Genomic DNA, 26059 nt, shown 5'->3' on the forward strand with positions numbered 1-26059 from the left:
ATGCATGGGACTTCGCCCGGACCTGCGGCGCAGGAGTGCCGTGGCCCTCTGGGTCCGCACGATGCGCTAACGCGGAAGCCCGCGCATGGTCATCGCCGCTCCTCCGAAAGTGTCGTTGCGGATCGCGGGTGCCTGATAGGCTTGAGACGAGACGTAGTTCGGCGGGTGGGCCTGGGACTCCGACCCGGAGACGCAGCCCGTCAGGACAGCGCTGGCCGCAAGTGCGACGATGATCAACTTCATGGAACCTCCTTGATCTGCTGATGGGTCACCCGAACTTCTTGCCCAGATGTCCGTCGGCCGTAACCTGACCGAAGCGCCAGGCCAGTGAGTGTGGCAGGCTGACCGTCATCGACGATCCCGCCGCCTTTGTCCCGAGGTATCCTCCTCGTTTTCGCCGGCCGACCCGTCGGGTTCTGCCCGGACGAGCGCCACTGCGGACAGGCCGACGGCGAAACCGAGCGGCACGCTCATCATGAGCAGCCCGAGCATGACCCTTCTCCGTGAAAGAGTCCCGTCCGAGAGATCCGAACGGGGCGCGCTGGCGAAGGCCTCTGGTGCCCTCTAAGCGTGAATCATGCCTCCTCCGGAGAGGGAGCGCTTGACCGATCGAGACAGCCGCTTAACTCTTCGGGACAATCGGCTTTTCGCGGAGGGATTTCACCAGCTTTCCGAGATCACCCGTTGATCGCTGATCCCACCACGGGAGCGCCGCGTGTCGCGGAAGGTCTGGGGCCATCTTCAGAGGGCACGCTGTTGAGAGTTCAGCCCGATGGAGCCGAGCGCCGCTACCTGGTTTGCGTTTCCTCCCCGCCGTACGCAGATCAACCGTTGAGGTGAGTTGCGAGAGGTTGCAACGGAGGGCGGGCTGTCATCCTTGGCCTTCATCATCCTCAAGCTCCGAGGCCGGCTCGCCGCGTGGCTCGACATCCCTTGCCCATCGCCGGTATCTTGCCGACAGTATGAACCTCAGGTTCGATGATAGGGGCAAAGACGAGAAGAGGGCCGCCTTGAGGGATGGCCGGTCAGGGAGTAGGCACATGCGGATCGCGATGTTCAGTGTCCAGCGTTACGAACGCGTGCTGCTGGATGAAGCGAACCTTCATCATGGGCATGATCTCGTCTTCTTCGATACGCTGCTTGGACCGGAGACGGTCTCCCTTGCGGCTGGATTTCCGGCTGTCAGTGTCTTCGTCAACGACATCGTCGATGCCGGTGTGCTGAAACACCTCGCCGCGGGTGGGACGAAACTCGTTGCGACGCGCTCCACCGGCTTCAATCAGATCGACCTGCAGGCGGCGGGACAACTCGGCATCAAGGTCGTTCGCGTTACCGATTATTCCCCAAATTCGATAGCCGAGTTTGCGGTCGGTCTGCTTCTCGCGCTCAACCGCAAGATCCCGCGAGCCTACAATCGGACCCGGGAGGGCAATTTCTCACTCGATGGCCTGATGGGCTTCGACCTCGTCAATCGGACCGTGGCGGTGATCGGTACTGGCAAGATCGGCAGGATCTTCGCCCGGATCATGGCCGGCTTCGGATGCAATCTGATCGGCTTTGATGTCCATCGTTCACCGGAGTTCGAAGCGATCGGCGGCCGATATGTGGATGCGAGCGGGATTGAGGATGCAGACGTCGTCTCCCTCCATTGTCCGCTGACGCCCGACACCTACCATATCGTCAACGCACAAGCGCTCGCCCGCATGAAGAGGGGCGCGCTGCTGATCAACACGAGCCGCGGCGGCCTTGTCGACACAGAGGCGGCGATCGAGGCGCTCAAGTCCGGTCAGCTTGGCGGCATCGCCATCGATGTCTATGAGCAGGAAGCTGGCCTCTTCTTCAGGGACCTGTCGAGCACCGTTATCCCGGATGATGTGATTCAGCGCCTCGTGTCGTTCCCGAATGCGATTGTCACCGGACATCAGGCGTTCCTCACGCGCGAAGCACTGAGCACGATCCTTGAGACGACCCTTGCCAGCATCTCGGACTTCGCGGCGGGCCGACCCCTCGCGAACGAAATCAAGCTGTGACCTTTCAAGTCCTCGGCCGGCGTTAAGGAATGATGCCATTTTTGGCATTTCGTTCTCCACGAGGAAGCCCCCGAGGGTTTTCATGTAGAGGTTGCTGAGCAACCCTCTGGGCTCCTCGGGCCATGGTCGCAGGTGGACCGTCGTGGTATAACTTGTTGGCCTGGTGCGATTTGATGCACACGCAAGGACGGCTCATCACTCTCTCGAGGAGTTCTGACATGAGCGAAATCGTCAACTCAAAAGTAATCTCCCGTCGAAGTGTTCTTACTCTCGTGGGGTGGGCGGCCGCCCTCGGCCTCGCAGCGCCTGCTGCGGTATTGACTGCGTCAAATGCTGAGGCTCAGACCTCCGGCATGGAGCGGCGCGGAGAACGGCGTACAGGTCGGCACGTCCGGCGTCAGGATCGGCGCACCGGACGCACGGAGCGGCGTGAGGAGCGCCGTAACTGAGCGAGAAGGCTCTCCGTAAAGAGCGTTCCATACGGCATTCAGCGAAACGGCTCGACGTGAGGGTCAGCCGTTGGGTGTCGGCTTGCGCCAAATTCAGAACAGCCTGACCATTAGCGTGGGTTGGCCCAAATTGTCACGACTTTGTCCCGTACGATCAAGCAGGAGCTTTGTGCCGGGTTAGATTGACCAAAGCTTGATCGTGAGGCTACCGAGGGAAAATCGGATGCTGTCGTGGCATCTTCCGATCTTGCTGCACTGAAGGTAATCATGTCTCGCCTCGTGTAGACGCAGTCAATCACGAGAGCGCGGAATTCGTTAGCTGTAAGGAGGAATCTATGAGGATGCTAAGCATTGTTGCGAGTGCAGGCTTCATCGCTCTCAGTGGACTTGGAGGTGCGCAAGCGCAAACCGCTCCTGTCCAGGGCACGCCTGGATCTCCCTTCCCCTATGCAACTCCTAACGAAATCCAGGTCATCAACGGTGTTCCTTGCCGCACGATGTATGATCGGCAGTTCAAAACTCGCGTTCCCATCGCATGCGCCGGCGACGTCGCTGTCCGCCGGGTCGATGTGACCACAACCGGTAGTGCTGCGACCGGAGTTCCCATTTCCGGCACGCCCGGATCTCTTTTCCCCTACGCCCGTCCTGAAGAGATTCGGATGATCAACGGGGTTCCATGCCGCACGATGTATGATCGGCAGTTGGGCACCCGGATACCTGTTGCATGCGCCGGAAATGTCGCGGTCCGCAGGGTCAATTGATCAAAGAGGGCAGACGCTTGCCTGAGTAGGCTTTGGTCCAAGGCCCTCAAGGGGCCAAAGCCTGCGCAGTCTTCTCGCTCTTGAACGGAAGAGCAGTCTATGGAGGCGGATATGAAACTCCTGATCGCGTTGTCGGCACTCATGGCCGGGTTCGTTGCCGCAAGCACCGAAGAGGCCCGCGCCGTGGTTTACTGCCAATATGTCAATTATCCTGTCGGCTGCGCCGTCAGACCTGGTGTCGTGCTGCGGCCGCGGCCGGTCGCGCGTGCTGCCGTGGCGACCCCGGGCGTCGGAGCACCAGGTGTCGGAGTACGGGCGGGAACACCGATGAACCGCGGCGGTCCGGTCAACCGCGCGGGCAGGCGTTGAGATGCTCTGTTCTGACGTGTCTCGCGACGACCGGGCCTCCCCGATCGTCCGCAAACTCGTCTCAGATTGTTTGAGTCCGCTATGCGCATATCGGGTGCAAGATATCGTGGAACGGCGCGAGGGCCAAAATCGGTGGACCTGAACGCGCCAACCATCGGCGACGCGCGCGAGCCCTCGACCATGATCGACACCGCGCTTCGCATCGGCTTGGTGGCCATCCTGGTTTACGCCTGCGCCAGGATCGTGCTGCCTTTTGCTTTTATCCTGATTTGGTCTGCGATCCTCGGAGTGATGCTGTATCCGCTGCACCTTCGTCTGGCCACCTGGCTTGGGGATCGGGGGGCGGCATTGCTGATAGGGCTGATCGGCGTCGCGGTGATATTGGGGCCGATGGTTGTCGTGGTGACGTCGCTCGCGACTTCGCTCTATTCCTTGATATCGAGCGTGCAGAGCCAGGATTTGACATTGCCGCCGCCGCCGCTGTGGCTCGATGGCACGCCGCTGGTCGGCAAGAAGCTGACCGAGATCTGGACTCTCGTCGCCACCAACCTTCCCGCGGCCCTCACGAAATACGGACACCTGATGAGCGGCCCCCTGGCATGGGTCGCGTCGTTCGCCGGCGGCTTGGCCCTCGCCGAACTATCGTTCGTTCTTTCATTCGCGATCGCCACCGTGCTCGTCGTTTATGGCCGAAGCGCCACCGACTTCGCGCGACGCTTGCTGGAACGCGTCACCGGAAGCAAGGAGCGCGGGGCGCAGCTGCTCACGCTGACGACGGCCACGATCCGCGGCGTGGCACTGGGGGTGATTGGCGTGGCGCTGATCCAATCGACGCTTTTAGGAGCCGGCTTCTTTGCCATCGGCCTTCAGGCCGCCGGCCCTCTGACGCTTATCGCACTTCTGCTGGGAATCATGCAGGTGCCGTTGATTTTGCTGACGCTGCCTGTCGTCGGCTACGTCTTCGCCACTGAATCAACGCAGGCCGCAGTCATCTTTCTGATCTGGAACGTTATCGTTGGTCTCAGCGACAATATCCTGAGGCCATTGATGCTCGGCCGCGGGGTGGAAGTGCCCATGCCCGTCATTCTGATGGGTGTCATCGGCGGCATGATTGTCGATGGACTTGTCGGCCTCTTTGTCGGGCCTGTAATTCTCGCCGTCAGTTATGTGCTGCTGCTGGAATGGCTGCGGCAACACCCGGTCAAAGGCCGACATCGCGGTGACGAGCCGGCATCATGATTGCGTCTGCCGCTCCAGCGAATCCACCCGATTTACCGTAATCATGGTCCAAATATATTCACGTGTAATATAGATGCGATTTCGGAAAGTATTCATAGCGGTTGCGATAGCAAATTTCTTGCTCCAATCTTCTAAGCCAAATAACGCGGACATCAGGGGGACAGACTGATGCATGGCATGCCCGCGCGGCGGATGAGCCGGGTGCCGCTCAAACCCGACGTGAACCGAACCGTGCGGTCGTTTGCCTTCATCGCCTGTCTGTCGGCCATGGCCGACCCGTTTGGCGCGCTGGGTCCGACATCGGCTCTTGCGCAGGCGACCGAGACGTTGGAGGCATCCCGCGCCAGGAAGGCGCAAAAGGGCAGATCGAGTGTGCCGCGGACTGCTCCTCCGCCACCTGCCAGCACGCGCGACGAGGATCTGGCCGCGGCCCCTCCGACGTTTTATTCGCTGAGCCAACTGGGCGATCATCTCTCCTCCGTGCGATGGGAACTCGCCGCCGTCGGCGCCGGCCTCGTCGCGATCGGGCTCCGGGACTGGGATTGGGGCGGCTCCGAATTCCAGTTCATCGAGGAGGGATGGTTCGCGAAGAACACGCCGCATGGCGGGATGGACAAGATCGGCCACTCCTTCTCGACCTATGTCATCGCCGACATCCTGACGGACCGGATCCGGGCCAACGCATCCAATCCGGCAGGTGCCCCGATCACGGGCGCGCTCGTCGCCTTCGGCATCATGGGGCTGGGCGAGGCCGTGGACGGGTTTACGGGCAAGCATCGCTTCTCGCGCGAGGACATTGTCGCGAACGGTGTCGGTGCAGCCTTCGCCATCCTGCGGAATTCGATCCCTGGCTTGCGGGAGAAGCTTGACTGGCGGCTGATGTACACGCCGGCGAGCTTTGAGCGGCCCGGCATCACAGCGTCGGAGGAATCCGGCATCCTTCCGCCCTACCAACGCCAGCGCTACATCATGGCCTTGAAAGGCAGCGGGTTCGAGACGCTCAAGAACACACCTCTGCGTTACGCCGAACTGCACGCCGGCTTCGATGCGCGCGGCTTTGAGCCGGACGAGCGCAGACTCGGCTATCCGATCGAGCGGACGTTCTATGTCGGGGTCGGCCTGAACCTCAACGAAGTCCTCTTTGGACCGGGGTCCGTTCCGAACTTCCGGAAATACAAGGACACGCTCCCGGCCTGGGCCGTCCAGAAGACGTTCGAATACCTTCAGGTGCCTTACACGGCGGCCTATGCCGGCCATCGCTTCTCGACGATCCGCAGGTAACCGGGCGCACGGGCCGAATGCCGGATCATGTCGTTCCGATTTGAGTTTCGCGGCTGACTTCATGGGTGGCCAGGTAATGGGATACGGCCGCATCTATCGTCGGGAAGAACCGTGTCTCGCCGAACTGGGCGAACAGGCCGAACCGCTTCAGCTTGTCCTTGACCGGATCCTTGAGCTCGGCGAAGCAAAACTCGATGCCCATGGCGTGCAAGGCCTGGTCCAGCTCGGTCAGGGCATCGGCCGCGGTCACGTCGACGCTGGTGACCGGAGCCGCTGCGACCACCACGCACCGGACCGGGGTCGGCGATTCCGCCGCGGCGGCGAGAACGCGTTCCCGGAACAACTCGGCATTGGCGAAGAAAAGGGGCGCATCCCAACGGAACAGGACCAGACCGGGAATCCGATTGGCCTGCGGGTATCGTGTGATGTCATGGTAGCCCTCGACGCCGGCCGGACGGCCGAGGATTGCGGAGTACGGGCGCCAGCCGTCCCACAGGAACTCGATGACGGCGATCACGATCGCCAGGCCGATCCCCGGAATGGCGCCGAGCACGGCCACGCCTGCGAAACAGGCGATCGACAGCCAGAATTCCCAGCGCTGGATGCGGTAGATCCGCTTGAGATCGGCCACCTCGAACAATCCGATCGCAGAGGCGATGACGACGGCGGCCAGGGCTGGAGTTGGCAGGTTCCGCAGAAGGTTGGGAGCGACCAAAAGCAACACAGCGATGGCGAGGGCGCCGACGATGCCCGTCAGCTGCGTGCGTGACCCGGCAGCCTCGGCGACCGGGGTGCGTGAACTGCTGCTGCTGATCGGGAAACCCTGGAAAAAGCCGGTCGCCAGATTGGCCGCTCCCAGCCCCACCATCTCCTGGTTGGGATCGACCTTGGTGCCGGTCCGTGCGGCATAGGCACGGGAGAGCACGCTGGTGTCGGCGAATGACACCAGAGCGACGGCGCAGCCTCCGAGCAGCACGGGAATGATGTCGCTGGCCGCGATCCAGGGAATTGCGAATCCGGGCAGGCCCTGGGGAAGGGAGCCCAGGATCGCCACGCCATAGCGCCCCGCGAGGTCAAGCGTGCCGACGAGAACGGCCGCGCCGATCACCGCGACCAGGATGCCCGGTACGCGCTTGCTGCCTCTCAGCAGGAGGATTACCGCCAGCGTACCCGCCCCGACCGCTAAGGCCACCCAATTCGTCTTGCCGCCCAGAATCGCTTCGCCGATGGCCCACAGATCCCGCAGCGGTCCCGTGGTCTCAACCGAAAAGCCGAAAAGCTTGGGGAGCTGACTGATCAGGACCGTCAACGCGATTCCGTTCATGTAGCCGTAGCGGATCGGCTTGGACAGAAGCTCGGTCACGAAGCCAAGGCGTGCGAGGCCGGCCAGGATGCAGACCGTGCCCGACACGAGAGCCATCATGCCGGCCAGGGGTACGGCACGCTGCGGGTCCCCGCCGGACAGGGGAACCACGACGCCGAGGATGACGGCCGCAAGGGCGGAATCCGGGCCGAGAACGAAGATGCGGCTGGGTCCGAACACCGCATAGACCAGAAGCGGGACGATCGTGGCGTAGAGGCCGTAGATTCCCGGCAGCCCGGATGCCACGGCGTAGGCGATGCCTACCGGGACGAGCATCGTCGCCAGCACCAGTCCAGCTACGAGATCGTGCCGAAGCCATCCTGCTTCGTACCGGAGGAGGGTGCGCAGCCCGGGCATCCAGCGCAACCACCCGGCCCGATCACTCGGCCCGCGGTCATTCCCGCGTGCGGTCAGGGTCATCACCGGCCTCCCGAGCATTCCGTCCATCTGCGGGCGCAGTCGCGTGGCGTCCGCAGATCTCCCGATTGGACCGCCGGTCGTTCAATACTGGGCCGGCACAACGTTGTTTGCGGGCAAACCCTCTTCGACCCGCTTGGGCTTCGGTTCGGCCTTCGGCACCCGCGGCAGGTCGACCTTGACCTTCTCGTACGGAATCTTACTGAGCATGTGCGCGATCAGGTTGAGGCGCGCCCGGCGCTTGTCGTCGGAAGGTACGATGTACCAAGGGCTGACAGGCGTGTCCGTGCCGCGCAACATGTCCTGGTATGCGACCGTGTAGTCCCACCAGAGACGCACCGACTCGGTGTCCATCGGGCTGAGCTTCCAGTGCTTGACCGGATCGTCGATCCGGTCGGCGAAGCGGCGCCGCTGCTCGTCCTGGCTGACATCGAGAAAGTACTTGAGCAGGATAATGCCGTTGTCGACGATCTCTCTCTCGATCGACGGTACGAGACGCATGAAGCGCTCGTACTCGTCCTTGCTGCAGAATCCCATCACCCGTTCCACGCCGGCCCGGTTGTACCAGGACCGGTCGAACAGCACGATCTCGCCGGCGGCCGGGAAATGTGCCATGTATCGCTGGATGTAGAGCTGGCTCTTTTCCCGCTCTGTCGGTGCGGGCAAAGCGATGTGCCGAAACACTCTGGGACTTACCCGTTGCGTGATCCGGCTGATCACGCCGCCCTTGCCGGCGGTGTCGCGGCCCTCGAAGATCACGATGACACGGGCTCCCGTCGCTTTGACCCAGGTTTGCAGGCGGACGAGTTTCACCTGGAGCTTCCTCAGCTCGCTCTCGAATTCCTTCCGCTTCATGGGCGAGGGGATATCGTCCGCCTCCTCGAGTGCGGGTCCTTTCCTTTTCACGGCATCTTTCTGGCTCATCTCAGGCTCCTTTCGATCTGGTCCTCCGCAATCGTTTCGAAGGCCTCGTCATGTCCTCGCGTTACCTCCCCACCGCACGTCCACTGGCGACAGGTTTCGCCGCCACCAGAGGGCCAGCAGGAAAGATCCGAGCAATTGGACGAGGCCGTAGGCCAGAACCGCCGTGAGAGCCGATGTGCCGACGACGGTGCCGGCTGCAATGACGAGGCCAAGGCCGACGTTGCGGATCGATGTCGTAAGCACCATCGCTTTGCGGTCTTCATCCCGCTGTCCGCCGGCAAACCATCCAATTCCAAGACTGATGCCCAGCAGGATCATCATGCTTGCAAACCCGCTGAACCGGATCCGGAGCAGCTCTGGGAATTGCGTCACCAGGATCGCCGCCAGCGTCGCCGCATTCAGAATCTTGCTCACTGCAATAGCAGGTCCCAGCAGCCTAGCCGCCAGATCCGGCCGCCAATGATTCACGGCGAGCCCGCAGCACAAGGGCAGGAACTGGGTGGCAAGGATGGCTCCAATCATCCCGAGCGGGTCCACCCGGATATCCGCGCCGCCCGTGATCGGGGGGAGAAGGAGGAACAGAAGCAATGGTGCCATCAGCACCGAAGAGCTCGCCATGATCATCATCAGACCCACCGACATTGCGGACTTGCCGCCGGCGAGGGTGGTCAGGGGAGGGGCATAGGGGGCGCCCGGGCAAACGGCGAGGATCAGGATTCCGGTGGCGGCCAGCGGGTCAGCGTCCACGAGAAGCAGCAGGAACATCGCTGCCGCGGGGACGGCCACGTAATTGGCCAAGCTGGCGCGAAGGACTAAGCGCGTGTCATGCGCCACCTTGATCACGTCCGCGAGCTGGGCACCGAGGCCGGTGACCAGCATGAGTTCGATCAGCGTCACGGAGACGAGCGGACCGATCACTTGGTCGAGGCTCATTCACGATCCTCCTGATCCATCCCGGTTCGGACCGGCATCCCTCCATCAGCGAGACATGGGCGCACTGGGCAGCTCCCGCCTTTGCTATATTGGATCATCATTACGCAAAGCGGCTCGATCCGCTTGACGCTTTGGGACAGAGCATTGACCCGATGGGACGATGAGATGCCGGGTGCGCAGGAAAATTCTTCTAGTTGCCGCAATCGGGCGCTAACCTATCTTAGCTTGATGAAGATCAAAGCATCCGTCTCGAATTTGGTGTTTGATTGCGCCGACTGTGCGGCTTCGGGATAGCGATCTTTAGAACTCTGCGAGGCAGTCATGATGATCAATGACATCGTGTCTCCGGCTACAGGAAGCAGCGAGGAGAATTCCACATCGGGGCAGCCAATCCTCCTGGCGGGCCGCGGGCGGACTCTCCCTCCCGGCTATATTCATCTGGGGGTTTCCAAGGAAATCGCGCCGACCCTGCGAGATTTCGGCGTCGAGCCCGATCCGGTCATCCGGGAGGCGGGGCTCGATCCCCATCTCTTCGAGGACGGCACGAACGTCATCCCCCATATGGCCTTGGGCCGGCTGCTTACCTTGAGCGTGGCTCGCACGAATTGCCCGCATTTCGGGCTTCTGGTCGGTCAGCGCGCCACGATCCTGTCCCTCGGCATGGTGGGGCGCCTGATGCAGCATTCCGAGACCCTGGGCGACGCCATGCGTGCTCTCGTGTCGAACCTGAGCATCCAGAATCGGGGCGCCGTCCCGTCGCTCGCGATCAGTGGCGATGCGGCCTATTTCACATTCTCGGTCTACCAGCCCGAGGCGGAGAGCGCGGATCAGATCTCGGACGGGTCCCTCGCCGTCGCAGTGAATGCCATAAGAGCCCTCTGCGGCTCTCACTGGAACCCGATGGAGATATTGTTGCCTCGTATTACTCCTGCGGATCAGGAACCGTTTCGGCGCCATTTCAGAGCTCCGGTGAGGTTCAACCAGGAAAGCGCCATCATCGTCTTCCCAGCCCGCGATTTGGGTCTGCGCATCGCCGGGGCCGATCCTCTGTTGCGGGCCATGCTGGAGGAGAGGATCCGGCAACTGAAGGGCGCGCAAGGTTCCGAATTCTCGGACGACATTAGGCGGTTGCTGCGTATGCGGCTGACGAGCAATCACTGCTCGGCCGATGACATCGCCCATTTGCTCACGATGCACCGGCGCACCCTGAGCCGCCGCTTGAAAGGCGGCGGCATGGGCTACAGGGCGATCACGAACGAGATCCGCTTCGAGATCGCGCGTCAGTTGCTGCAGGATACCCAAGTGCCGCTCACCCAAATTGCGGCGGCCCTCGGCTATTCCGAAGCGAGCGCCTTCACCCGCGCCTTCCGGCGCTGGTCGGGCCAAACGCCGACAACATGGCGGGCTGAAGGCCATCCTGGCTGAGCTCCGCCGCGGCTTAAACTGTCAAGAGATTGTCCCCACCGGTCAAGCACGATGTGAACATCGGCCTACAGTAATCCTATGGCTGGCCTATGATTCCGTGCGTACGAAGCACGGGAGCTTTCGCCGGCTCGCGCCTGGAATAAATCCAGGGAGGATCGCACGATGAACCGAGGGATCTATTTGGGTCGCGGAACTCCGCTTGCGAGAATCCTGTTCCGGCTCGCAGCTGTCGTGGCCATCGTCGGCGTGCCCATGAGTGCCGCGCGGGCGGAGGAGGGCGAGGCGAAAGCCATTCTGAAAGCCATGACGGATTATGTCAGTCGCCAGGAGAATCTGTCTCTGAAATACGATACCGATATCGAGGTGGTGACGCCGGCCGTCGAGAAAATTCAGTTCAGCGCCTCGGGCGATGTCACCATGAGCCGCCCGAACAAGTTCCGCATCAGTCGCGCCGGTGGCTATGCCGATATCGAACTCGTATCGGATGGCTCCAGCGTGACCATCCATGACCGCGGCGGCAATCGCTTCGCGCAAGTTCCCGGGGGCGGCGCCTTCGACGAGGTTGTCGACAGGCTCCGGAGCGACGCTTCGCTTGAACTTCCCGGAGCCGATCTCTTGCTGTCGAAATCCTATGAGGAACTCATGGCGGGGGTGCTCGAGGCCAAGCATATCGGCCGCGGCGTCGTCGAGGGTGTCGAATGCGAGCATCTGGCCTTCCGTAATCTCGAGACCGACTGGCAGATCTGGGTCGAAGTCGGCGAGAAGCCGGTGCCGCGTAAATATGTCATCACAAGCAAGGCGGTTGGGGCCGCGCCCCAGTACACGCTGCGGCTCCGGGACTGGAAAACCGGCGTCGCGCCGGCGCCGGACGCGTTTGCGTTCAAACCGCCCGCCGGCTCCACCGGAGTCTCGATCACCGTGCTCGATGACATCGACGAAATTCCAGCGGGTGTCGTTCCCGGAGGCGCGAAATGATCAGTTCAGACTTCAAGGTGATGTCCCGTGCCGCGCTCGCGCTTTTGGCCGGCGGTTTCGCCCTGTTCTGGAGCGGTGATGCACCGGTTCCGTCGGGCTCGTTGATCAGCCAGGCGGAGGCCAGGATCGGACGGCCGGCAACACCCATGAGCTATGCCGGTGTCGCGCGGCGGACAACCCGCAGGGGCGTCGCCTACGGGGCGGCAGCCGGAGCCGCTGCGGCAGGCACTTACTACTATGCGACCCCAGGCTGCCGGCAGGTGGTGAATTCGTACGGGCAGATCGTAACCCGCTGCCCATAAAACAAGCCCGCGCTCAAGCTGCTCTCCCGATTGCGGGCGCGGAGATTTTGGATGTTGCCGGGGGTTGTTCGCCAGCGTTCGCGAAGGACGTGCTTGGCGAACTGCTCAACCAGAGCGACTCAAAGAATGCTTCGTGAGTTGCTTCGTGAAAGCCCGACATCGTCGCAGATTGCGATGGAGACTGCTTATCTTCGGTTCCTAAGTGTCACGAGCAAGGCAAGGCCGATCGAGCACATGTGGTGAGGGATCGCTGCGACGTAGACGGTTCGGTAGCAGCAGGGCTGCCAAAATGGGGGGTAAGGAGCGATGGAGATGCCATCCGCCCGCGGACCAGACGAACCGAATTCGAGCCAAGGCTTTGGTTCAATCACCGAGGATCTGCGTCGGGTTCTTCGTACCGAACTGCTCCGGGGCGCCTGCTCGGCCACCACGGTCGCCGGCCTTTTCTCGATGCATCGCCGCACCTTGCATCGTCATCTTCGTATGGAGGGCCGCGCATTCCGGCAGGTGGCCGATGGAATTCGCTTCGAGATTGCGTGCGAGCTCCTCGAAAACACCGATATGGCTCTCGGTCAGGTCGCTGCAGCCCTGCAATACTCAGAGCTGAGCGCCTTCACACGAGCATTCCGGCGCTGGTCCGGGCAGAGCCCTTCGGCGTGGCGCACAAGTCATAGCCGTGTTCGGAAATCGCGGCGGCTCCGCTCGCCACGCGGCCCCGCTTTGCCTCTGGATCCTGACAACCGCTCCGATCACGCAGGCAAGCTCTCCTGGCAGCATCCGAAAGGCAGCCCTGAGTAAGCCGTCCAGACGCGGATGATCGCACCATGCATTGAGAATGCCTCGCGGAACAACTATCCGTTCGGGCGTGCCGACCGGGGGAAGCCTGCTCTTGCAGGGATAACGCCATGGATCTCGCGCATCCAAGGTCGAGCAATGCTCGCGCTCATTTCCCGCCGGGCAGTCCTAAACTGTCAAATTAATGGCCCAACCGGTCAAGCAGCGGGTTGAGGACGAGCCATACTTGCCTCTGCAAGACGGGCGTCGCGGACATAAGCCCAGGCATTGTTCCGGCACGCCCCTTTGTCACACCCGGCGAGAACCCGGCGGTCAATCGCAACGCCCATCGGCAGCAGAACGTGGAGGCAATCATGACGATTGCGGTTTCAGCCCAGGGTGTGTCTCAGCATGGTCAGCGGCAGCACGACAAGTACGACCGACTCGTGGCGACCGCGCAATCTGTTCCGAAGTTGAAGGTCGCGGTTGCCCACCCCTGCGATCCGGCATCCTTGGGCGCCGTGCTCGAGGCGGTCGCGCTCGGCCTGATCGAGCCGATCCTCTGCGGGCCCAAGGCCAAGATTGAGGCGGTGGGAGAGGCGCTCGGCAAGGATATCTCTGGGTTGCGCATCGTGGATGTGCCGCACAGCCATGCTGCTGCGGCAGCGGCCGTCGACCTCGTGAAGGCCGGCGAGGCGGAAGCCTTGATGAAGGGCAGCCTGCATACGGACGAGCTCATGGGCGCCGTGGTTCGCCGTGAGGGCGGCCTGCGGACCGCCCGGCGGATCAGCCACTGCTTCGTCATGGACGTTCCCGGCCATGAGACTGCGCTCATCATCACCGATGCTGCGGTGAATATTGCGCCGACGCTGGAGGACAAGGTCCATATCGTCCAGAACGCCATCGACCTTGCCCGGGCTCTGCGGGTCGATCCGGTGCTGGTGGCGATTCTATCGGCGATGGAGACCGTGAACCCGAAGGTGCCCTCGACCATCGAGGCTGCGGCATTGTGCAAGATGGCGGACCGCGGGCAGATCACGGGCGGTATCCTCGACGGCCCCCTCGCGCTCGACAACGCCATCGACCTCGGTGCGGCGACGATCAAGAAAATCCAGTCGCCGGTTGCCGGGAAGGCCAACGTGCTTGTGGTCCCGGACCTGGAGGCCGGCAACATGCTCGCCAAGAGCCTGACCTTCCTCGCCGATGCGGATGCCGCCGGCATCGTGCTCGGCGCCCGCGTCCCGATCATCCTCACGAGCCGGGCCGATTCGACGATCACCCGGCTGGCCTCCTGCGCCGTAGCCTCACTCGTCGCCGAAGCGCAACGCTCGCAGCTTTCCATTCCGGAGGTCTGATCCATGACACCGGTCCTGATCGTCCTCAACGCGGGGTCATCGAGCCTCAAGTTCCAGGTCTTCGACATGCCGGATGGGGAGGAACCTCAGCTTGTCTGGAGAGGTCTATACGAGGGTCTGGGCGGCGATGCGCGTTTCACCGTCAAGGATGCGAGCGGAAGCATTCTGGACGAGAGCTCCTGGGGCCAGGGCGAGGAGATCGGGCATGAGGAATCGCTGATGCATCTCATCGCGTGGTTGCGCGAGCATCAGGAAGGGCGCAAGCTCGTCGCCATCGGACACAGGGTCGTCCACGGTGGCGCGACCTATTCCGGCCCGGTGCTGGTCGACGAAACCGTCCTCCAGGCGCTTGAGGCGCTGGTGCCGCTCGCGCCTTTGCATCAGCCCCATAACCTGGAGCCGATCCGGATTGTGCGACGCCGCCTTCCGGGGATGCCGCAGGTTGCCTGTTTCGATACTGCCTTCCATCAAACCCAATCGGACATCGCGACTTTGTTCGCCCTGCCGCGCGAAATGCGCGATCGCGGCGTTCGGCGTTACGGCTTCCACGGGCTGTCCTACGACTACATCGCGTCCATCCTGAAAGACTACGATCCCCGTCTCGCCGAGGGCCGGGTGATCGTCGCGCATCTCGGAAACGGCGCGAGCCTGTGCGCTCTTCGAAACGGCAGGAGCATTGCGACAACCATGGGCTTCTCCGCTCTCGACGGCCTCCCGATGGGAACGCGCTGCGGCGCCGTCGACGCCGGCGTCATCTTCTTCATGTTGCGGGAGATGAAGCTCAGTCCGGAGGCAGCCGAACGCATGCTCTACACCAAGTCCGGGCTTCTTGGCGTCTCCGGCCTGTCGAATGACATGCGGGTCTTGAGGACCAATGCGGCAACGAACCCGGATGCCAAGCGCGCCATCGAGCTGTTCATCTATCGCATCACGCGCGAAATCGGATCGCTGGTCGCGGCCTTGGGCGGCATCGACGGTCTCGTCTTCACGGCCGGGATCGGAGAGAACGACGCGGCGACACGCGCCGAGGTGGTCGACGGCCTCGCATGGGCCGGCCTTACCCTCGATGAATCTGCCAACGGCACCGCCGGCCCGCGGATTTCCTCGGGATCCGGCTCGTCGGTGTGGGTCGTTCCAACAAACGAGGAACTGGTGATCGCACGGCAGACGCGCAGCGTTCTGGGCGACACCCAGGCTCGGCTTGCATCCTGAACAGGGAGATTATGTCATGGAAACACTGAAGACCAAGCCTGAAGGCGGCAATGGCGGGCAGGAATTGGGTGACGAGACATTCATGTCGGCAGAGGACCTTCGGAACTACATGACCGAGATGCAGATGGCGAAGGCCACCACGTCGGTCGATGGCATGGACCGCGCCGGGAAGGCCCGCGAGGAATTGATCAAGCGGCTCGCCGAGCCGCTCGATCTCACTCCCGAACGATTGAAGGAGATCCTCGAACCGCTGCAGGCCAAGCTGAGAGCGGCGGCAGCACGCGGACAGACCGAATTGATGGTCATGCGGTTCCCCAATACACTTTGCACCGACAAGGGCCGCGCGCTCAACAACGCGGATCCAACTTGGCCCGAAACCCTCACGGGTCGCCCGCGTCAGGCCTATGAATTGTGGCGCGATCAGCTGAGAGCCGCAGGCTTCAGACTGAATGCGATGATCATCGAATGGCCTGGCGGATTGCCGGGCGACATCGGCTTCTTCCTCAGATGGGGCGAACAAAAAAAGTGATCGCTTCTGGAAGGCTACCGTGGGTGGATGACATAATGCAAAAGATCGGGTCTGGAACTGAGCGAAGCCAAGATGGGGCTCAAGCGAGACTCGTGCAGGTCACTCGTGCGCAAGCAAAGTTGGCCGAGGTCTATCGGGAGCGGTGCACAAACGCGGGGCAGCGTTACCTCGATGCGGCGAAGGCCGCGGGTGAATTGTTGGCCGACAGGCCGATCCGCTCGGCTTCGCCGCTGGACCTGTGGCGGGACGCCGGCAACTACTGGCTCGACTTCACGCAACGCTCCATCCTGTTCTGGGACACCCTGCGCCAGCGCGGCAACAACTGGCTCGAACATGAGAAGGCCGGAAAGCCGCCGCTCCTGGATTTCGAGTGGGAAATGATTGCCGATGCCCGCACGTTCGAGAAGCCCGCGAACTATGCCCTCGTCCAGATCACGCCGCCGGATGGCGTCGAGACGGACCCGGAGCGCCGGCCCTTCGTCATCATCGATCCGCGGGCCGGCCATGGGCCCGGCATCGGCGGGTTCAAGCAGGACTCGCAGGTCGGGGTGGCGCTCAAGGCAGGGCACCCAGTCTACTTCGTGATCTTTTTTCCCGAACCGGTGCCTGGGCAGACCCTCGCGGATGTCTCGCGCGCCGAGGCGGAATTCCTCCGCATTGTCGGCGAGCGCCATCCGAAGACGCGCAAGCCGGTCGTGGTCGGCAACTGCCAGGGCGGTTGGGCCTCCATGCTCGTCGGCGCGCTCGAACCGGACCTCGTCGGTCCCATCGTGATCAATGGGGCGCCGATGTCCTACTGGGCCGGCAACGATAGCGAGAATCCGATGCGTTATGCGGGCGGCACGCTCGGCGGCGTCTGGCCCGCGCTCCTGGCCAGCGATCTCGGCGCCGGCACGTTCGACGGCGCCCACCTGGTCGAAAACTTCGAGTCTCTCAATCCCGCCAACACCTACTTCGACAAGTACTACAACCTCTTCTCGAAGATCGACACCGAGCCGGAGCGCTTCCTCGAATTCGAGCGCTGGTGGGGCGGCTTCTTCCTGATGGGCCGGCAGGAGATCAAATGGATCGTCGAGAACCTGTTCGTCGGCAACAACCTCGCGGACGGCGACGCTGAATGGTCCGAGGGGCGCGCCTTCGACCTGCGGGCAATCCAAACGCCGATCATCGTGTTCGCGTCTCTCGGCGACAACATCACGCCGCCGCAGCAGGCCTTCAACTGGGTGGCCGATATCTATCCGACCACCGAAGCCCTCAAGGCGAACGGACAGGTCATCGTCGGCCTGATGCACCAAAGCGTCGGCCATCTCGGCATCTTCGTCTCGGGTGCTGTCGCCAAGCGCGAGCATACCCAGATCGTCGACCTGATCGAGTACATCGAGCATCTGCCGCCAGGTCTCTACGGCATGCAGGTCGAGGAGCAGAAGACGAATGAGGGTGTGCGCTACGACGTCATGCTGACCGAGCGCCGGGTCGAGGACCTTCAGGTTCTGCAGAAGTACGGCCGCAAGGACGAGATGCCGTTCCGGGCGGTCGAAGCGACCTCCGAGACTCTCGCCTCCGCCTACGAAACTTTCGTCCATCCCGCCCTCGCGGCGATGGTGACACCCGCCGGTTCGGCCGTGAGGCGTGCGATGCATCCACAGAGGGCGCAGCGCTGGGCGGTGTCGGATCTCAACCCCTTCCTGTGGCCGCTCAAGGGCATGGCCGATATGGTGCGGGCGAACCGCACGCCGCGCGACAACGATGGTCCGATGGCGGCGATGGAGCACTGGACGGCCGCCATGACCTCCGCGTCGTTGGATCTCTATCGCGACCTGCGCGATGCGACAGCGGAGAACACCTTCTTCCGCACCTACGGCCCGGCCAGCATCGGCATGGTCGCGCAGGACAAGGACACCGTCGCGGCGGAACCAGTGGACGCGCGGAATGCTCCTCTGGTCAAGGAAGCGCTGTCGCATATCGAGGACGGCGACCCGACGCAAGCCATCGTTCGTACAGCGCTCCTGCTGATGAAGGCCGGTACCGGGCGGCGGCGACTCTCGGCCATGAAACGGGCACGCGAGCTTGTCGGCAAGGATATCGGCCTTGTCGATATGACGGCGGAGGCTGCCCGCGGGATCATCCGAGAGCAGTCCTACATCGTCGATTTCGAGCCGGTGAAGGCGCTCATGGCGCTGCCGAAGCTGCTGCGGACATCCGAGGACCGGCGCAGGCTGCTCGAGCTGCTCGACCGCCTGGAGGGCCAGATCGAGGCCAATGCCAAGCAGGTCACGCTGCTGGGCGAGATCCGGCGCCTCCTCTCCGGGGACGGGACCGATGACAACTCGAAGAGCAGGCCAATCACGGCGACGCGGCCCGAGAACCCCACGGGCCGGCCCAAGGCGATGGCGAGGCCGGGCACCGCCCGTCGATCCGGTGACACCCGACGCACGAGGGCAAGTTCATGAACGATCAGCCCTCAGAACTCCCCAAAGCAGCCATCCAATCGAAGATTCTGCACGGCAAGCGGGCCCTCGTCATCGGCATCGCCAATGAGCACTCGATCGCCTATGGCTGCGCCCGGGTCTTCCGTCAGCTCGGGGCGGACCTTGCCGTGACCTACCTGAACGAGAAGGCCCGGCCCCATGTCGAACCGCTTGCCAAGGAGCTCGGGGCATCGATCTTCGCCCCCTGCGATGTCGGCCGGAACGGCGAGCTTGAAGCGGTCTTTCAGCAGATCCGCGAGACCTGGGGCAGCCTCGACATCGCGCTCCATTCCATCGCGTTCGCGCCGAAGGAGGACCTGCAGGGGCGTCTCCTCGACAGTTCGAGCGAGGGGTTCAAGGTGGCGATGGATATCTCCTGCCACTCGTTCATCCGCATGGCGCGCCTCGCCGAACCCTTGATGACCGAGGGCGGGACCCTGCTCGCCATGAGCTATCACGGCGCCAACAAGGTCGTCCCGAACTACAACCTCATGGGTCCGGTGAAAGCGGCATTGGAAAGCGCCGTTCGTTACCTCGCCTATGAACTGGGCGACAAACACATAAGAGTGCACGCCGTGTCGCCCGGTCCGTTGAAAACCCGGGCGGCTTCCGGCTTGAAGGACTTCGATGTCCTTCTCACCGAGGCCATCGAGCGATCGCCCATCGGCGAACTGGTCGACATCGACGACGTGGGGCTCACGGCCGCCTTTCTGACGACCCCGTTCGCCCGGCGCCTCACTGGGACGACAACCTATGTCGATGGCGGGCTCAGCATCATGGCCTGAAAATGGTCCCGCGCGTGAGTGCTCGATCATGGGAAGGTCGCCCCATGGAGCGCTCCATTTGAACCATGATCAATTACCATCCGTCGCCGACCGAATCCTCAGGGAGCAGCCGAGCGAACCGACAAGCTGCATCGGCTTTCCGAATGCTCGCGCGGCGTTGCTAGATCTGGGGAAGAGGACTACGCTCGGACAAGGACTTGCCGCCCCCCGAAGCCGAGCGATCCTGCACGATTTGGTTGAGGCGAGCGCACAGAGGACGACCCTTGAGGTTGTCTCCGTATCGTCGATGGGAGAGCCGCTATGAGTCCGTCACTTCATTCCGCCGCCCCTCATCATCTGCCGTCCTTCGTTACCGCCCCCGGCGAAACGGATGTCCTGATGGTGGTCATGGCCGTGGTTCTGGTCATTGCCGTGCTGGCCGTGGGGCTGCTGTTCCTGCGCCTGCACACCTTGCCCGAGCGCATGGCGCATAAATCCCATAAGCTTCAGTTCGAAATCGTCGCCGTGTTGGGCCTGCTCGCCCTTTTCACCCACATGCACATCTTCTGGGTCGCAGGTCTGCTGCTGGCGCTCATCGATATTCCTGACTTCGGGAATCCTCTCCGCAGGATAGCCGGATCGCTCGAGAAGATCGCCGGTCTGAAGCCAGGCGAAGGCGCCTACGGGGCCCCGGATGAGGTCGGTGTCGATACGGAGCCAGCCGAAGCCGCAGGCGAGGGTGAAGTCGAAGTGCCGAAGACCATCCCATTACCCAGGATGCCGAAGGAGCGGACCCATGCTTGAGCTTCTTTTCTGCTCCATGCTGACGATCTTTCCTGATTATCTCTATCGCCGTTTTGCTCAAGGCAAGCGCATCGGTAAGGAAATCACGCTCTTTTCAGTCTGGTTCGAATTGAGGTGGGGCATCATCGCCTGCCTGATGCTCACCATCGGGCTGATCACCGTGATCTTCTACAATCATCCCTCGACGACCAACGCGACCGCCTTTTTCCGCACCGTTCCGATCCTGCCGGAGACGAACGGGCGCGTCGCCGAGGTCTATGTCGGCCTCACTGGCGAGGTCAAACAGGGCTCGCCGATCTTCCGGCTCGACAGCTCGGCCCAGGAGGCGGCCGCGGAGTCCGCCAAGCGCAAGATCGCCGAGACCGATGCAGCTCTGATCGTCGCGCGGACCGATGTCCTTGCCGCTGAGGCCAAGATCCAGGAGGCCAGGAGCGCCCATCAGCAGGCAGTGGACGAACTGGCGACCAAGCAGGAGATCTACCGTCGCAACCCGGGCGCCGTCGCCGTCAGGGATATCGAAAAACTCGAGGTTGCCGTGCAAGGGCGCCAGAGCACGATCGATGGCGCTACGGCCGCCAAGCAGACAGTCGAGGCACAGATCTCCACGCTCCTGCCGGCCCAGAAGGCGAGCGCCCAGGCCGCCCTGGCTCAGGCCGAGGTGGATCTGGCAAAGACCGTCATTCGCGCCGGCGTGAGCGGACGGGTGGAGCAGTTCACGTTGCGGGTGGGCGACATCGTCAACCCGTTCATGCGTCCCGCCGGGGTCTTGATTCCCGAGGGTGCCGGGCGGGGACGCCTGCAGGCCGGCTTCGGGCAGATCGAGGCGCAGATCATGAAGGTCGGCATGGTGGCCGAAGCCACCTGTGCCTCAAAGCCCTGGACGGTGATCCCGATGGTGGTGACCGATGTGCAGGACTTCATCGCCGCGGGCCAGCTCCGCAGCGGTGAGCAACTGATCGAGGCGCAGCAGGTCGTGCGGCCTGGCACGATGCTGGTCTATCTCGAGCCTCTCTACGAGGGCGGATTCGACGGCGTGACGCCTGGCAGCAGCTGCATTGCCAATGCCTATACCAGCAACCACGATCTGATTGAGTCCGGCAATGTCGGCACCGTCAAAGGCTTCGTTCTCCATGCGGTGGATGCGGTCGGACTCGTGCATGCCATGATCCTGCGGATCCAGGCGCTGGTATTCCCCATCCAGACCCTCGTGCTCGGCGGGCATTGAGATCGATGCCAGTGAGTATCTCCTCGACGAGGAGATACTCCCCTGCCGATCACGTGCGAACCATGCGGGACGACGGAGATCGCATGGTGGCGGTGCAGTTCTCAGCCGCCTAGCGCATCGTGCGGACCCAGAGGGCCGCGTCAGCGAAAAGTGGTTCCGGTTTTCCGCTCCGAATGATGCGCCAACTCTAGAAAAATGAGAGCAAGCCTTACGTTCTGACAATGGAATCGTTCGAGGAGGACAGTCCATGACCACTCTATCAAAGAGGTCGACGACGTCGGATACGATGCGCAGCGCCGGTGAATTCGCCTTGCCGAGGGACACCAGTCAGGCTCTGGCGAAGGCTGCGGAAACATGGTTTGCGGCAAGCGCCGAATGCCAGCGCGAGATGATGGGCTTCATGTCGATGCGGCTTGAGAAGGACGGTGAGACCGCCCGCGAAATGCTGGATTGCAAGAATCCTGCAGACGCGACGGCAATCCAGTCACGCTGGATCGAGGAGACCTTCCGTGACTACAATTCCGAAATGACCAAGCTGATGACCATCTGCACCAAGTCCGTAAGCGGCGGCGGCCGCGCTGGAGGATGACGGTTCTTACCTTCGGCGCGATGCTGTTCGCCGCGATCAGCGCGATGCGGAATCGGACCGTGAGGCGCTGAGAGCTGGCGCGCGATCCTTCCGTCACAAAGTGCCAAGCGCTTGTCCCAAGTGATCAAGCAGTCTCTTCAAATGCGGTCACACTATGCTCTGCTCATAACGGCTTGCTCTGGGACCATGCCTTGGTCCAGGCCGGAGATGGGAGGATTGCATGAACAAGCTTCTCTTGGCTCTGGGTGCTCTTTTGGCAGGCGCTCTTCTGATCCCTGATATGGCCGAGGCTCAGCGCGGCGGTCGCGGTGGAGGCGGCGCCCGTATGGGCGGGGGTGGGTTCGGCGGCGGTGGCTTCCGGGGCGGGGGCAGCTTCGGAGGCAGCGGCTTCGGTGGAAACAGGATGTATATTCCTCGCGGCGGCGTAGGCGGAGCCGGGGTCGGAATGGGCAACCGGGGCTATCGTGGTGCGGCCATTGCTGCGCGCCCGGGCCGCGTAGCCGGCATTGGCCCCGGTGGCCGCTTCGACAACCGCATCGGCAACGGCCGTTACGACGGGCGTTATTATGGTCGCTACGGGCGTTACCCTTATTACGGCGGTCGCAATCCCTACTATGGCGGATACTATGGAGGCTATCCGTACTATGGTGTGGGTGCCGGGCTGGTCACGGGCAGCATCATCGGGGCGGCAGCCACGTACCCGTACTACAACTACCCATACTCCACATACCAGACGCCGGTCGCGTCAGCCATTGGCGGATATTGCGCAACCTCCGTCCGGACATGTGCCTTGGTCAATCCTGCTGCGGTCGGGACCGGGTGCTCCTGCCGCACCTCGGGAGGCAGAGCCCGCGGCACCGTGATCGGACAATGACCTTCGCACGCCGATGGGGCGTCCGGCGGGTCGAGCGATCAGAGAAACTTGCCTGAGCCGGGAACCTCCCGCTGCCAGGAATTGCAGGAGAGAACCCAGATGCGCAAGGTCCTCGCGATCGCGTTCGTTCCGATGATCGCAGCCCTGCCGGCGCTGGCCGAGCCAGGAGTGACGACGACCAGCGTCAACTTCCGCTCGGGACCCGGGACAAATTTCTCGTCCATCCGGACGCTCCCGACAGGAGCGGATGTCGACATCGGCGAGTGTGACGAGTCGGGCAACTGGTGTGCCATAACGGTCGAGAGCCAAAGCGGCTTCGTGAGCGGCCGTTATCTGCAGAAGAGTCAGGAGCCTGACGGATGGCCGCGCGCCTACGAAACCGGCAAGGGGCGCATGATCCTCTATCAGCCGCAATTCACGGAGTGGACTGACTTTAAAACCATCGAGGCCCTGGTGGCAGCCCAATTCGTGAAGGCACCGGATGCCAACCCGGTCTTCGGCGTGATCGGCCTGAAGGGTAAGACGTCCTTCGACGAGGATGCCGGGGAGATCGAGATCGCGGACATAACGGTCACGGAGTTGAACTTCTCCGGCCTCGGCCGCGAGGACTTGGCGGCACTTGCGGTGGAGACCGGCAAGCTCCTGCCGACCGGCCCGGTCACGGTGACGGAGGCCCGCGTAACGGCGAGCCTCGCCGAGCAGAAGCGTATGACGGACGTCGTCGGACTCAAGGCCGACCCGCCGCAGATTATTGTTTCGACGACACCGGCAATTCTGCTCCAGACCGACGGAGGCGCCGCCTATGCACCCGTGAAGGGCAGGGCGGGTCTTTCCTTCGTAGTCAACACGAACTGGGATCTTTTTCGCATCGACGAGGGCGGTGCTCTTTATCTGCGGAACGACACGCATTGGCTGACTGCCGGCGCGATCGGCGGTCCGTGGACCGCCGTCACCGAGCTTCCCCCGCTGCTGCGGGACCTGCCTGACGACAGCTGGGCCAATGCCCGTGCCGCTGTGCCGCCGGAGCCGTACCAGGATGGCAAAGTGCCCAGGATCATTGTCACGGACACCCCCGGCGAGATGATCCTTTTCGAAGGTGAACCCGCGCTTCAGGATATTTCCAAGACATCGCTTCGGTGGGCCTCGAATACGGAGTCCGACGTGTTCTTCGATAAAGCCGGGAGGCAGTGGTACGTGCTCCTGTCTGGCCGATGGTTCCGCGCTCCGAAGCTGGACGGACCATGGACCTTCGCCACGCCCGATCTTCCCGCCGATTTCCGGAATCTCCCCGAAGATGCTCCTTACTACGCCGTTCGGTCGTCCGTACCCGGCACATCAGAAAGCGCGGAGGCACGTCTCAAGGCCAGCATTCCCACCACTGCCCGGGTCGAAGTGGGATCGATCACGCCGAGCGTCGCCTATGCAGGCGAGCCGCAATTTGCACCGGTCGAGACGACCGATCTCTCCTACGCGACGAACACGACCGACAGCGTGATCCGCGTCGGCGAACTTTACTTCCTTCTCCAGGACGGCGTCTGGTTCGTGGCGAACAGCCCGGACGGCCCATGGCAGCTCGCCCGCGAAGTACCCGACGCGATCTACGCGATACCGCCGTCGTCGCCGGTCTACAACGTCACCTACGTTCGTGTGTATGACACTGAGCCCGATGCGGTCTGGTACGGCTACACCATGGGCTATCTGTCCGGCTTTCTGTCCTGGGGTACTTACGTCTACGGCACTGGCTGGTCCTACCCGCCGTACTGGTACAATTGGCCGGGATATGCCTACCCGATCTACTATCCACGGCCGGTCACCTGGGGCATCGGAGCTTACTACAACCCGGTCCGAGGTATGTATGGCCGCTACGGCTATGGCTACGGTCCTTATCGCGGCATCGCCGGGGTGCGGGCATGGAATCCGCGCACGGGCACCTATGGCCGCGCGGGCGCAGCCTGGGGCCTGCGCGGGTCGGCCGGATTCGTCGGAGCCTATAACCCACGCACCGACGGCGCCGGATACATTGCCGGTGGCCGCAACGTATACGGCGCCTGGAAGTCGGCCGGCGTCAAACGCGGGTCGGAGTGGGCACGGGTGACGGCTCGAGACACCGCAGCTGGCGGTTCGGCGGTGCGTTGGAACAGCTCCGACGGGCAGGGCTTTATTCGCGAGGGGCGGCGCGGCGATCTCTACGCCGGGCGCGACGGCAACGTCTACCGCAACACCGGCGACGGATGGCAGCGCTTCGACGGGGGGTGGCAGGACGTATCACGGCCGGAACCAAAGGATCTTCTCCAACGCGGCGAGGGGCGCGAGGGCCTCTCGCCTGAGGCCCGTGACAGGCTGCAGGAGCGTGGGGGAGGCGAGGCTCTTCGAGGCCTCGCCGGCGCCGGTGCCGCAGGCGCCGCCCTTGGCCAGCGGCTGGGCACCGGCGGCGAATCGGCTCGCCGGGATCGCATCGACGGGGGCAGCCGAGAGCGGGCGCAGGAGCGGATCGATCAGCGCCCGACGCCTCAGCAGAGACCATCCACTTCATCTCGAGCGGCAGGACAGGATCGGCCTGCGGCAGGGCAGCGTCAGACGGCGCAGCAGCGCCCGGCAGCGAAGCCTCGTCCCACGGCGTCACAACGTCCCGCGGCGCAGCGACCGAATTTGAGCCAGCCGCTGCCATCGAACCTGATGCGGGATGTCCAGGCTCGAAATGTTGGACATCAGAGACAGATCGCGAGCCAGCAATTCTCCCGGCCATCTTCTGCTCAATTCTCGCGTTCGACACCATCCTTTGCACCGCGGGGCGGCTTCGGAGGAGGTGGTTTTGGTGGAGGTCGCGGCGGAGGCCGTGGCGGCGGCCGCCGATAGCGAGAGCGTTGTCGGCGAGCCGAAGAAGAGAGATGATTCCACGTCACCGGCATCATCTCCGGACCTCGGAGGCATCGAACCGATGCGGACGGCAGGGGTTCTTCTTACATGGGAGTTCGGCCGAACTCCGGAAATCGGGAG

25 protein-coding genes are annotated in these 26059 nt (G+C 63.0%); 19 read left to right on the forward strand and 6 right to left on the reverse strand.

Annotated elements, in window-relative coordinates:
* Positions 1–66: 66 nt before the first annotated feature.
* Both BB934_RS47310 and BB934_RS47315 read right to left on the reverse strand, forming a co-directional pair.
* On the reverse strand, positions 67–243 hold the full coding sequence (locus tag BB934_RS47310) for a hypothetical protein (RefSeq protein WP_157934299.1): 177 nt from the start codon (positions 241–243) through the stop codon (positions 67–69).
* 105 nt (positions 244–348) lie between these two features.
* Positions 349–492: a hypothetical protein gene (locus BB934_RS47315; RefSeq protein WP_157934300.1), complete on the reverse strand. Its 144-nt coding sequence runs from the start codon at positions 490–492 to the stop codon at positions 349–351.
* Positions 493–1040: 548 nt separating this feature from the next.
* Between BB934_RS47315 and BB934_RS24460 the strand changes: the two genes are divergently transcribed.
* From BB934_RS24460 to BB934_RS24480, 5 genes are all read left to right on the forward strand, one after another.
* Positions 1041–2030: a 2-hydroxyacid dehydrogenase gene (locus BB934_RS24460; RefSeq protein WP_099512010.1), complete on the forward strand. Its 990-nt coding sequence runs from the start codon at positions 1041–1043 to the stop codon at positions 2028–2030.
* Between the two features lie 218 nt (positions 2031–2248).
* Positions 2249–2479 carry a hypothetical protein gene (locus BB934_RS47320; protein ID WP_157934301.1) on the forward strand — a complete coding sequence of 77 codons (231 nt, stop codon included), beginning with the start codon at positions 2249–2251 and terminating at the stop codon, positions 2477–2479.
* An 872-nt stretch (positions 2480–3351) separates the two neighbouring features.
* Entirely contained in the window at positions 3352–3609 is a 258-nt protein-coding gene (locus tag BB934_RS24470; RefSeq protein WP_099512012.1) for a hypothetical protein, read from the forward strand.
* A 132-nt stretch (positions 3610–3741) separates the two neighbouring features.
* Positions 3742–4848, forward strand: a complete 1107-nt coding sequence (locus BB934_RS24475) for an AI-2E family transporter (RefSeq protein ID WP_237050084.1) — start codon at positions 3742–3744, stop codon at positions 4846–4848.
* 168 nt (positions 4849–5016) lie between these two features.
* Positions 5017–6129 carry a DUF2279 domain-containing protein gene (locus BB934_RS24480; RefSeq protein ID WP_099512014.1) on the forward strand — a complete coding sequence of 371 codons (1113 nt, stop codon included), beginning with the start codon at positions 5017–5019 and terminating at the stop codon, positions 6127–6129.
* A 25-nt stretch (positions 6130–6154) separates the two neighbouring features.
* On the opposite strand, the gene BB934_RS24485 is transcribed toward BB934_RS24480, so the two are convergent.
* The 3 genes from BB934_RS24485 to BB934_RS24495 all read right to left on the reverse strand — a co-directional run bounded on the left by BB934_RS24485 (position 6155) and on the right by BB934_RS24495 (position 9766).
* Positions 6155–7912 carry a SulP family inorganic anion transporter gene (locus BB934_RS24485; protein ID WP_099513196.1) on the reverse strand — a complete coding sequence of 586 codons (1758 nt, stop codon included), beginning with the start codon at positions 7910–7912 and terminating at the stop codon, positions 6155–6157.
* An 81-nt stretch (positions 7913–7993) separates the two neighbouring features.
* Positions 7994–8833 carry a polyphosphate kinase 2 gene (gene ppk2 / locus BB934_RS24490; RefSeq protein WP_099512015.1) on the reverse strand — a complete coding sequence of 280 codons (840 nt, stop codon included), beginning with the start codon at positions 8831–8833 and terminating at the stop codon, positions 7994–7996.
* Between the two features lie 48 nt (positions 8834–8881).
* Positions 8882–9766, reverse strand: coding sequence for a bile acid:sodium symporter family protein (locus BB934_RS24495; protein WP_099512016.1), 885 nt, complete (start codon positions 9764–9766; stop codon positions 8882–8884).
* Positions 9767–10087: 321 nt separating this feature from the next.
* On the opposite strand from BB934_RS24495, the gene BB934_RS24500 reads away from it, so the two are divergent.
* The 3 genes from BB934_RS24500 to BB934_RS24510 all read left to right on the forward strand — a co-directional run bounded on the left by BB934_RS24500 (position 10088) and on the right by BB934_RS24510 (position 12468).
* A complete protein-coding gene (locus BB934_RS24500) occupies positions 10088–11191 on the forward strand; it encodes an AraC family transcriptional regulator (RefSeq protein ID WP_237050085.1) in 1104 nt (367 codons plus the stop codon).
* 162 nt (positions 11192–11353) lie between these two features.
* On the forward strand, positions 11354–12166 hold the full coding sequence (locus BB934_RS24505) for a DUF2092 domain-containing protein (RefSeq protein WP_099512017.1): 813 nt from the start codon (positions 11354–11356) through the stop codon (positions 12164–12166).
* Positions 12163–12468, forward strand: a complete 306-nt coding sequence (locus BB934_RS24510; RefSeq protein ID WP_099512018.1) for a hypothetical protein — start codon at positions 12163–12165, stop codon at positions 12466–12468. Before BB934_RS24505 ends, BB934_RS24510 begins: the two co-directional genes overlap by 4 nt.
* 363 nt (positions 12469–12831) lie before the next feature.
* Here BB934_RS24510 and BB934_RS49290 read toward each other — a convergent pair whose 3' ends face one another.
* Positions 12832–13062 carry a hypothetical protein gene (locus tag BB934_RS49290; RefSeq protein ID WP_237050393.1) on the reverse strand — a complete coding sequence of 77 codons (231 nt, stop codon included), beginning with the start codon at positions 13060–13062 and terminating at the stop codon, positions 12832–12834.
* Between BB934_RS49290 and BB934_RS49295 the strand changes: the two genes are divergently transcribed.
* From BB934_RS49295 to BB934_RS24565, 11 genes are all read left to right on the forward strand, one after another.
* A complete protein-coding gene (locus BB934_RS49295; RefSeq protein WP_237050371.1) occupies positions 12952–13266 on the forward strand; it encodes a helix-turn-helix domain-containing protein in 315 nt (104 codons plus the stop codon). The genes BB934_RS49290 and BB934_RS49295 overlap by 111 nt on opposite strands.
* 350 nt (positions 13267–13616) lie before the next feature.
* On the forward strand, positions 13617–14597 hold the full coding sequence (locus BB934_RS24520; RefSeq protein WP_099512020.1) for a phosphate acetyltransferase: 981 nt from the start codon (positions 13617–13619) through the stop codon (positions 14595–14597).
* 3 nt (positions 14598–14600) lie between these two features.
* On the forward strand, positions 14601–15809 hold the full coding sequence (locus BB934_RS24525; RefSeq protein WP_099512021.1) for an acetate/propionate family kinase: 1209 nt from the start codon (positions 14601–14603) through the stop codon (positions 15807–15809).
* Positions 15810–15825: 16 nt separating this feature from the next.
* Complete coding sequence (locus tag BB934_RS24530) at positions 15826–16338, forward strand: hypothetical protein (RefSeq protein WP_099512022.1); 513 nt, start codon at positions 15826–15828, stop codon at positions 16336–16338.
* A gap of 35 nt (positions 16339–16373) precedes the next feature.
* On the forward strand, positions 16374–18788 hold the full coding sequence (locus tag BB934_RS24535) for a DUF3141 domain-containing protein (RefSeq protein WP_099512023.1): 2415 nt from the start codon (positions 16374–16376) through the stop codon (positions 18786–18788).
* Positions 18785–19591 (forward strand): enoyl-ACP reductase FabI, encoded by an 807-nt coding sequence (gene fabI / locus BB934_RS24540; RefSeq protein ID WP_099512024.1) that lies wholly within the window; start codon positions 18785–18787, stop codon positions 19589–19591. The genes BB934_RS24535 and fabI overlap by 4 nt, the downstream gene beginning before the upstream one ends.
* 300 nt (positions 19592–19891) lie before the next feature.
* Positions 19892–20374, forward strand: coding sequence for a hypothetical protein (locus BB934_RS24545; protein ID WP_099512025.1), 483 nt, complete (start codon positions 19892–19894; stop codon positions 20372–20374).
* Positions 20367–21599, forward strand: a complete 1233-nt coding sequence (locus tag BB934_RS24550) for an HlyD family secretion protein (RefSeq protein ID WP_099512026.1) — start codon at positions 20367–20369, stop codon at positions 21597–21599. Before BB934_RS24545 ends, BB934_RS24550 begins: the two co-directional genes overlap by 8 nt.
* Positions 21600–21846: 247 nt before the next feature.
* The gene (locus BB934_RS24555) at positions 21847–22188 is read left to right on the forward strand and encodes a phasin family protein (RefSeq protein ID WP_099512027.1); all 342 of its coding nucleotides are present in this window, start codon (positions 21847–21849) and stop codon (positions 22186–22188) included.
* Positions 22189–22408: 220 nt separating this feature from the next.
* The gene (locus BB934_RS24560; RefSeq protein ID WP_157934302.1) at positions 22409–23062 is read left to right on the forward strand and encodes a hypothetical protein; all 654 of its coding nucleotides are present in this window, start codon (positions 22409–22411) and stop codon (positions 23060–23062) included.
* Positions 23063–23161: 99 nt separating this feature from the next.
* A complete protein-coding gene (locus BB934_RS24565) occupies positions 23162–25918 on the forward strand; it encodes an SH3 domain-containing protein (RefSeq protein WP_099512029.1) in 2757 nt (918 codons plus the stop codon).
* The last annotated feature ends 141 nt before the right edge of the window (positions 25919–26059 follow it).

Origin of the sequence: Microvirga ossetica, assembly GCF_002741015.1 — a bacterium.
GTDB lineage: Bacteria > Pseudomonadota > Alphaproteobacteria > Rhizobiales > Beijerinckiaceae > Microvirga > Microvirga ossetica.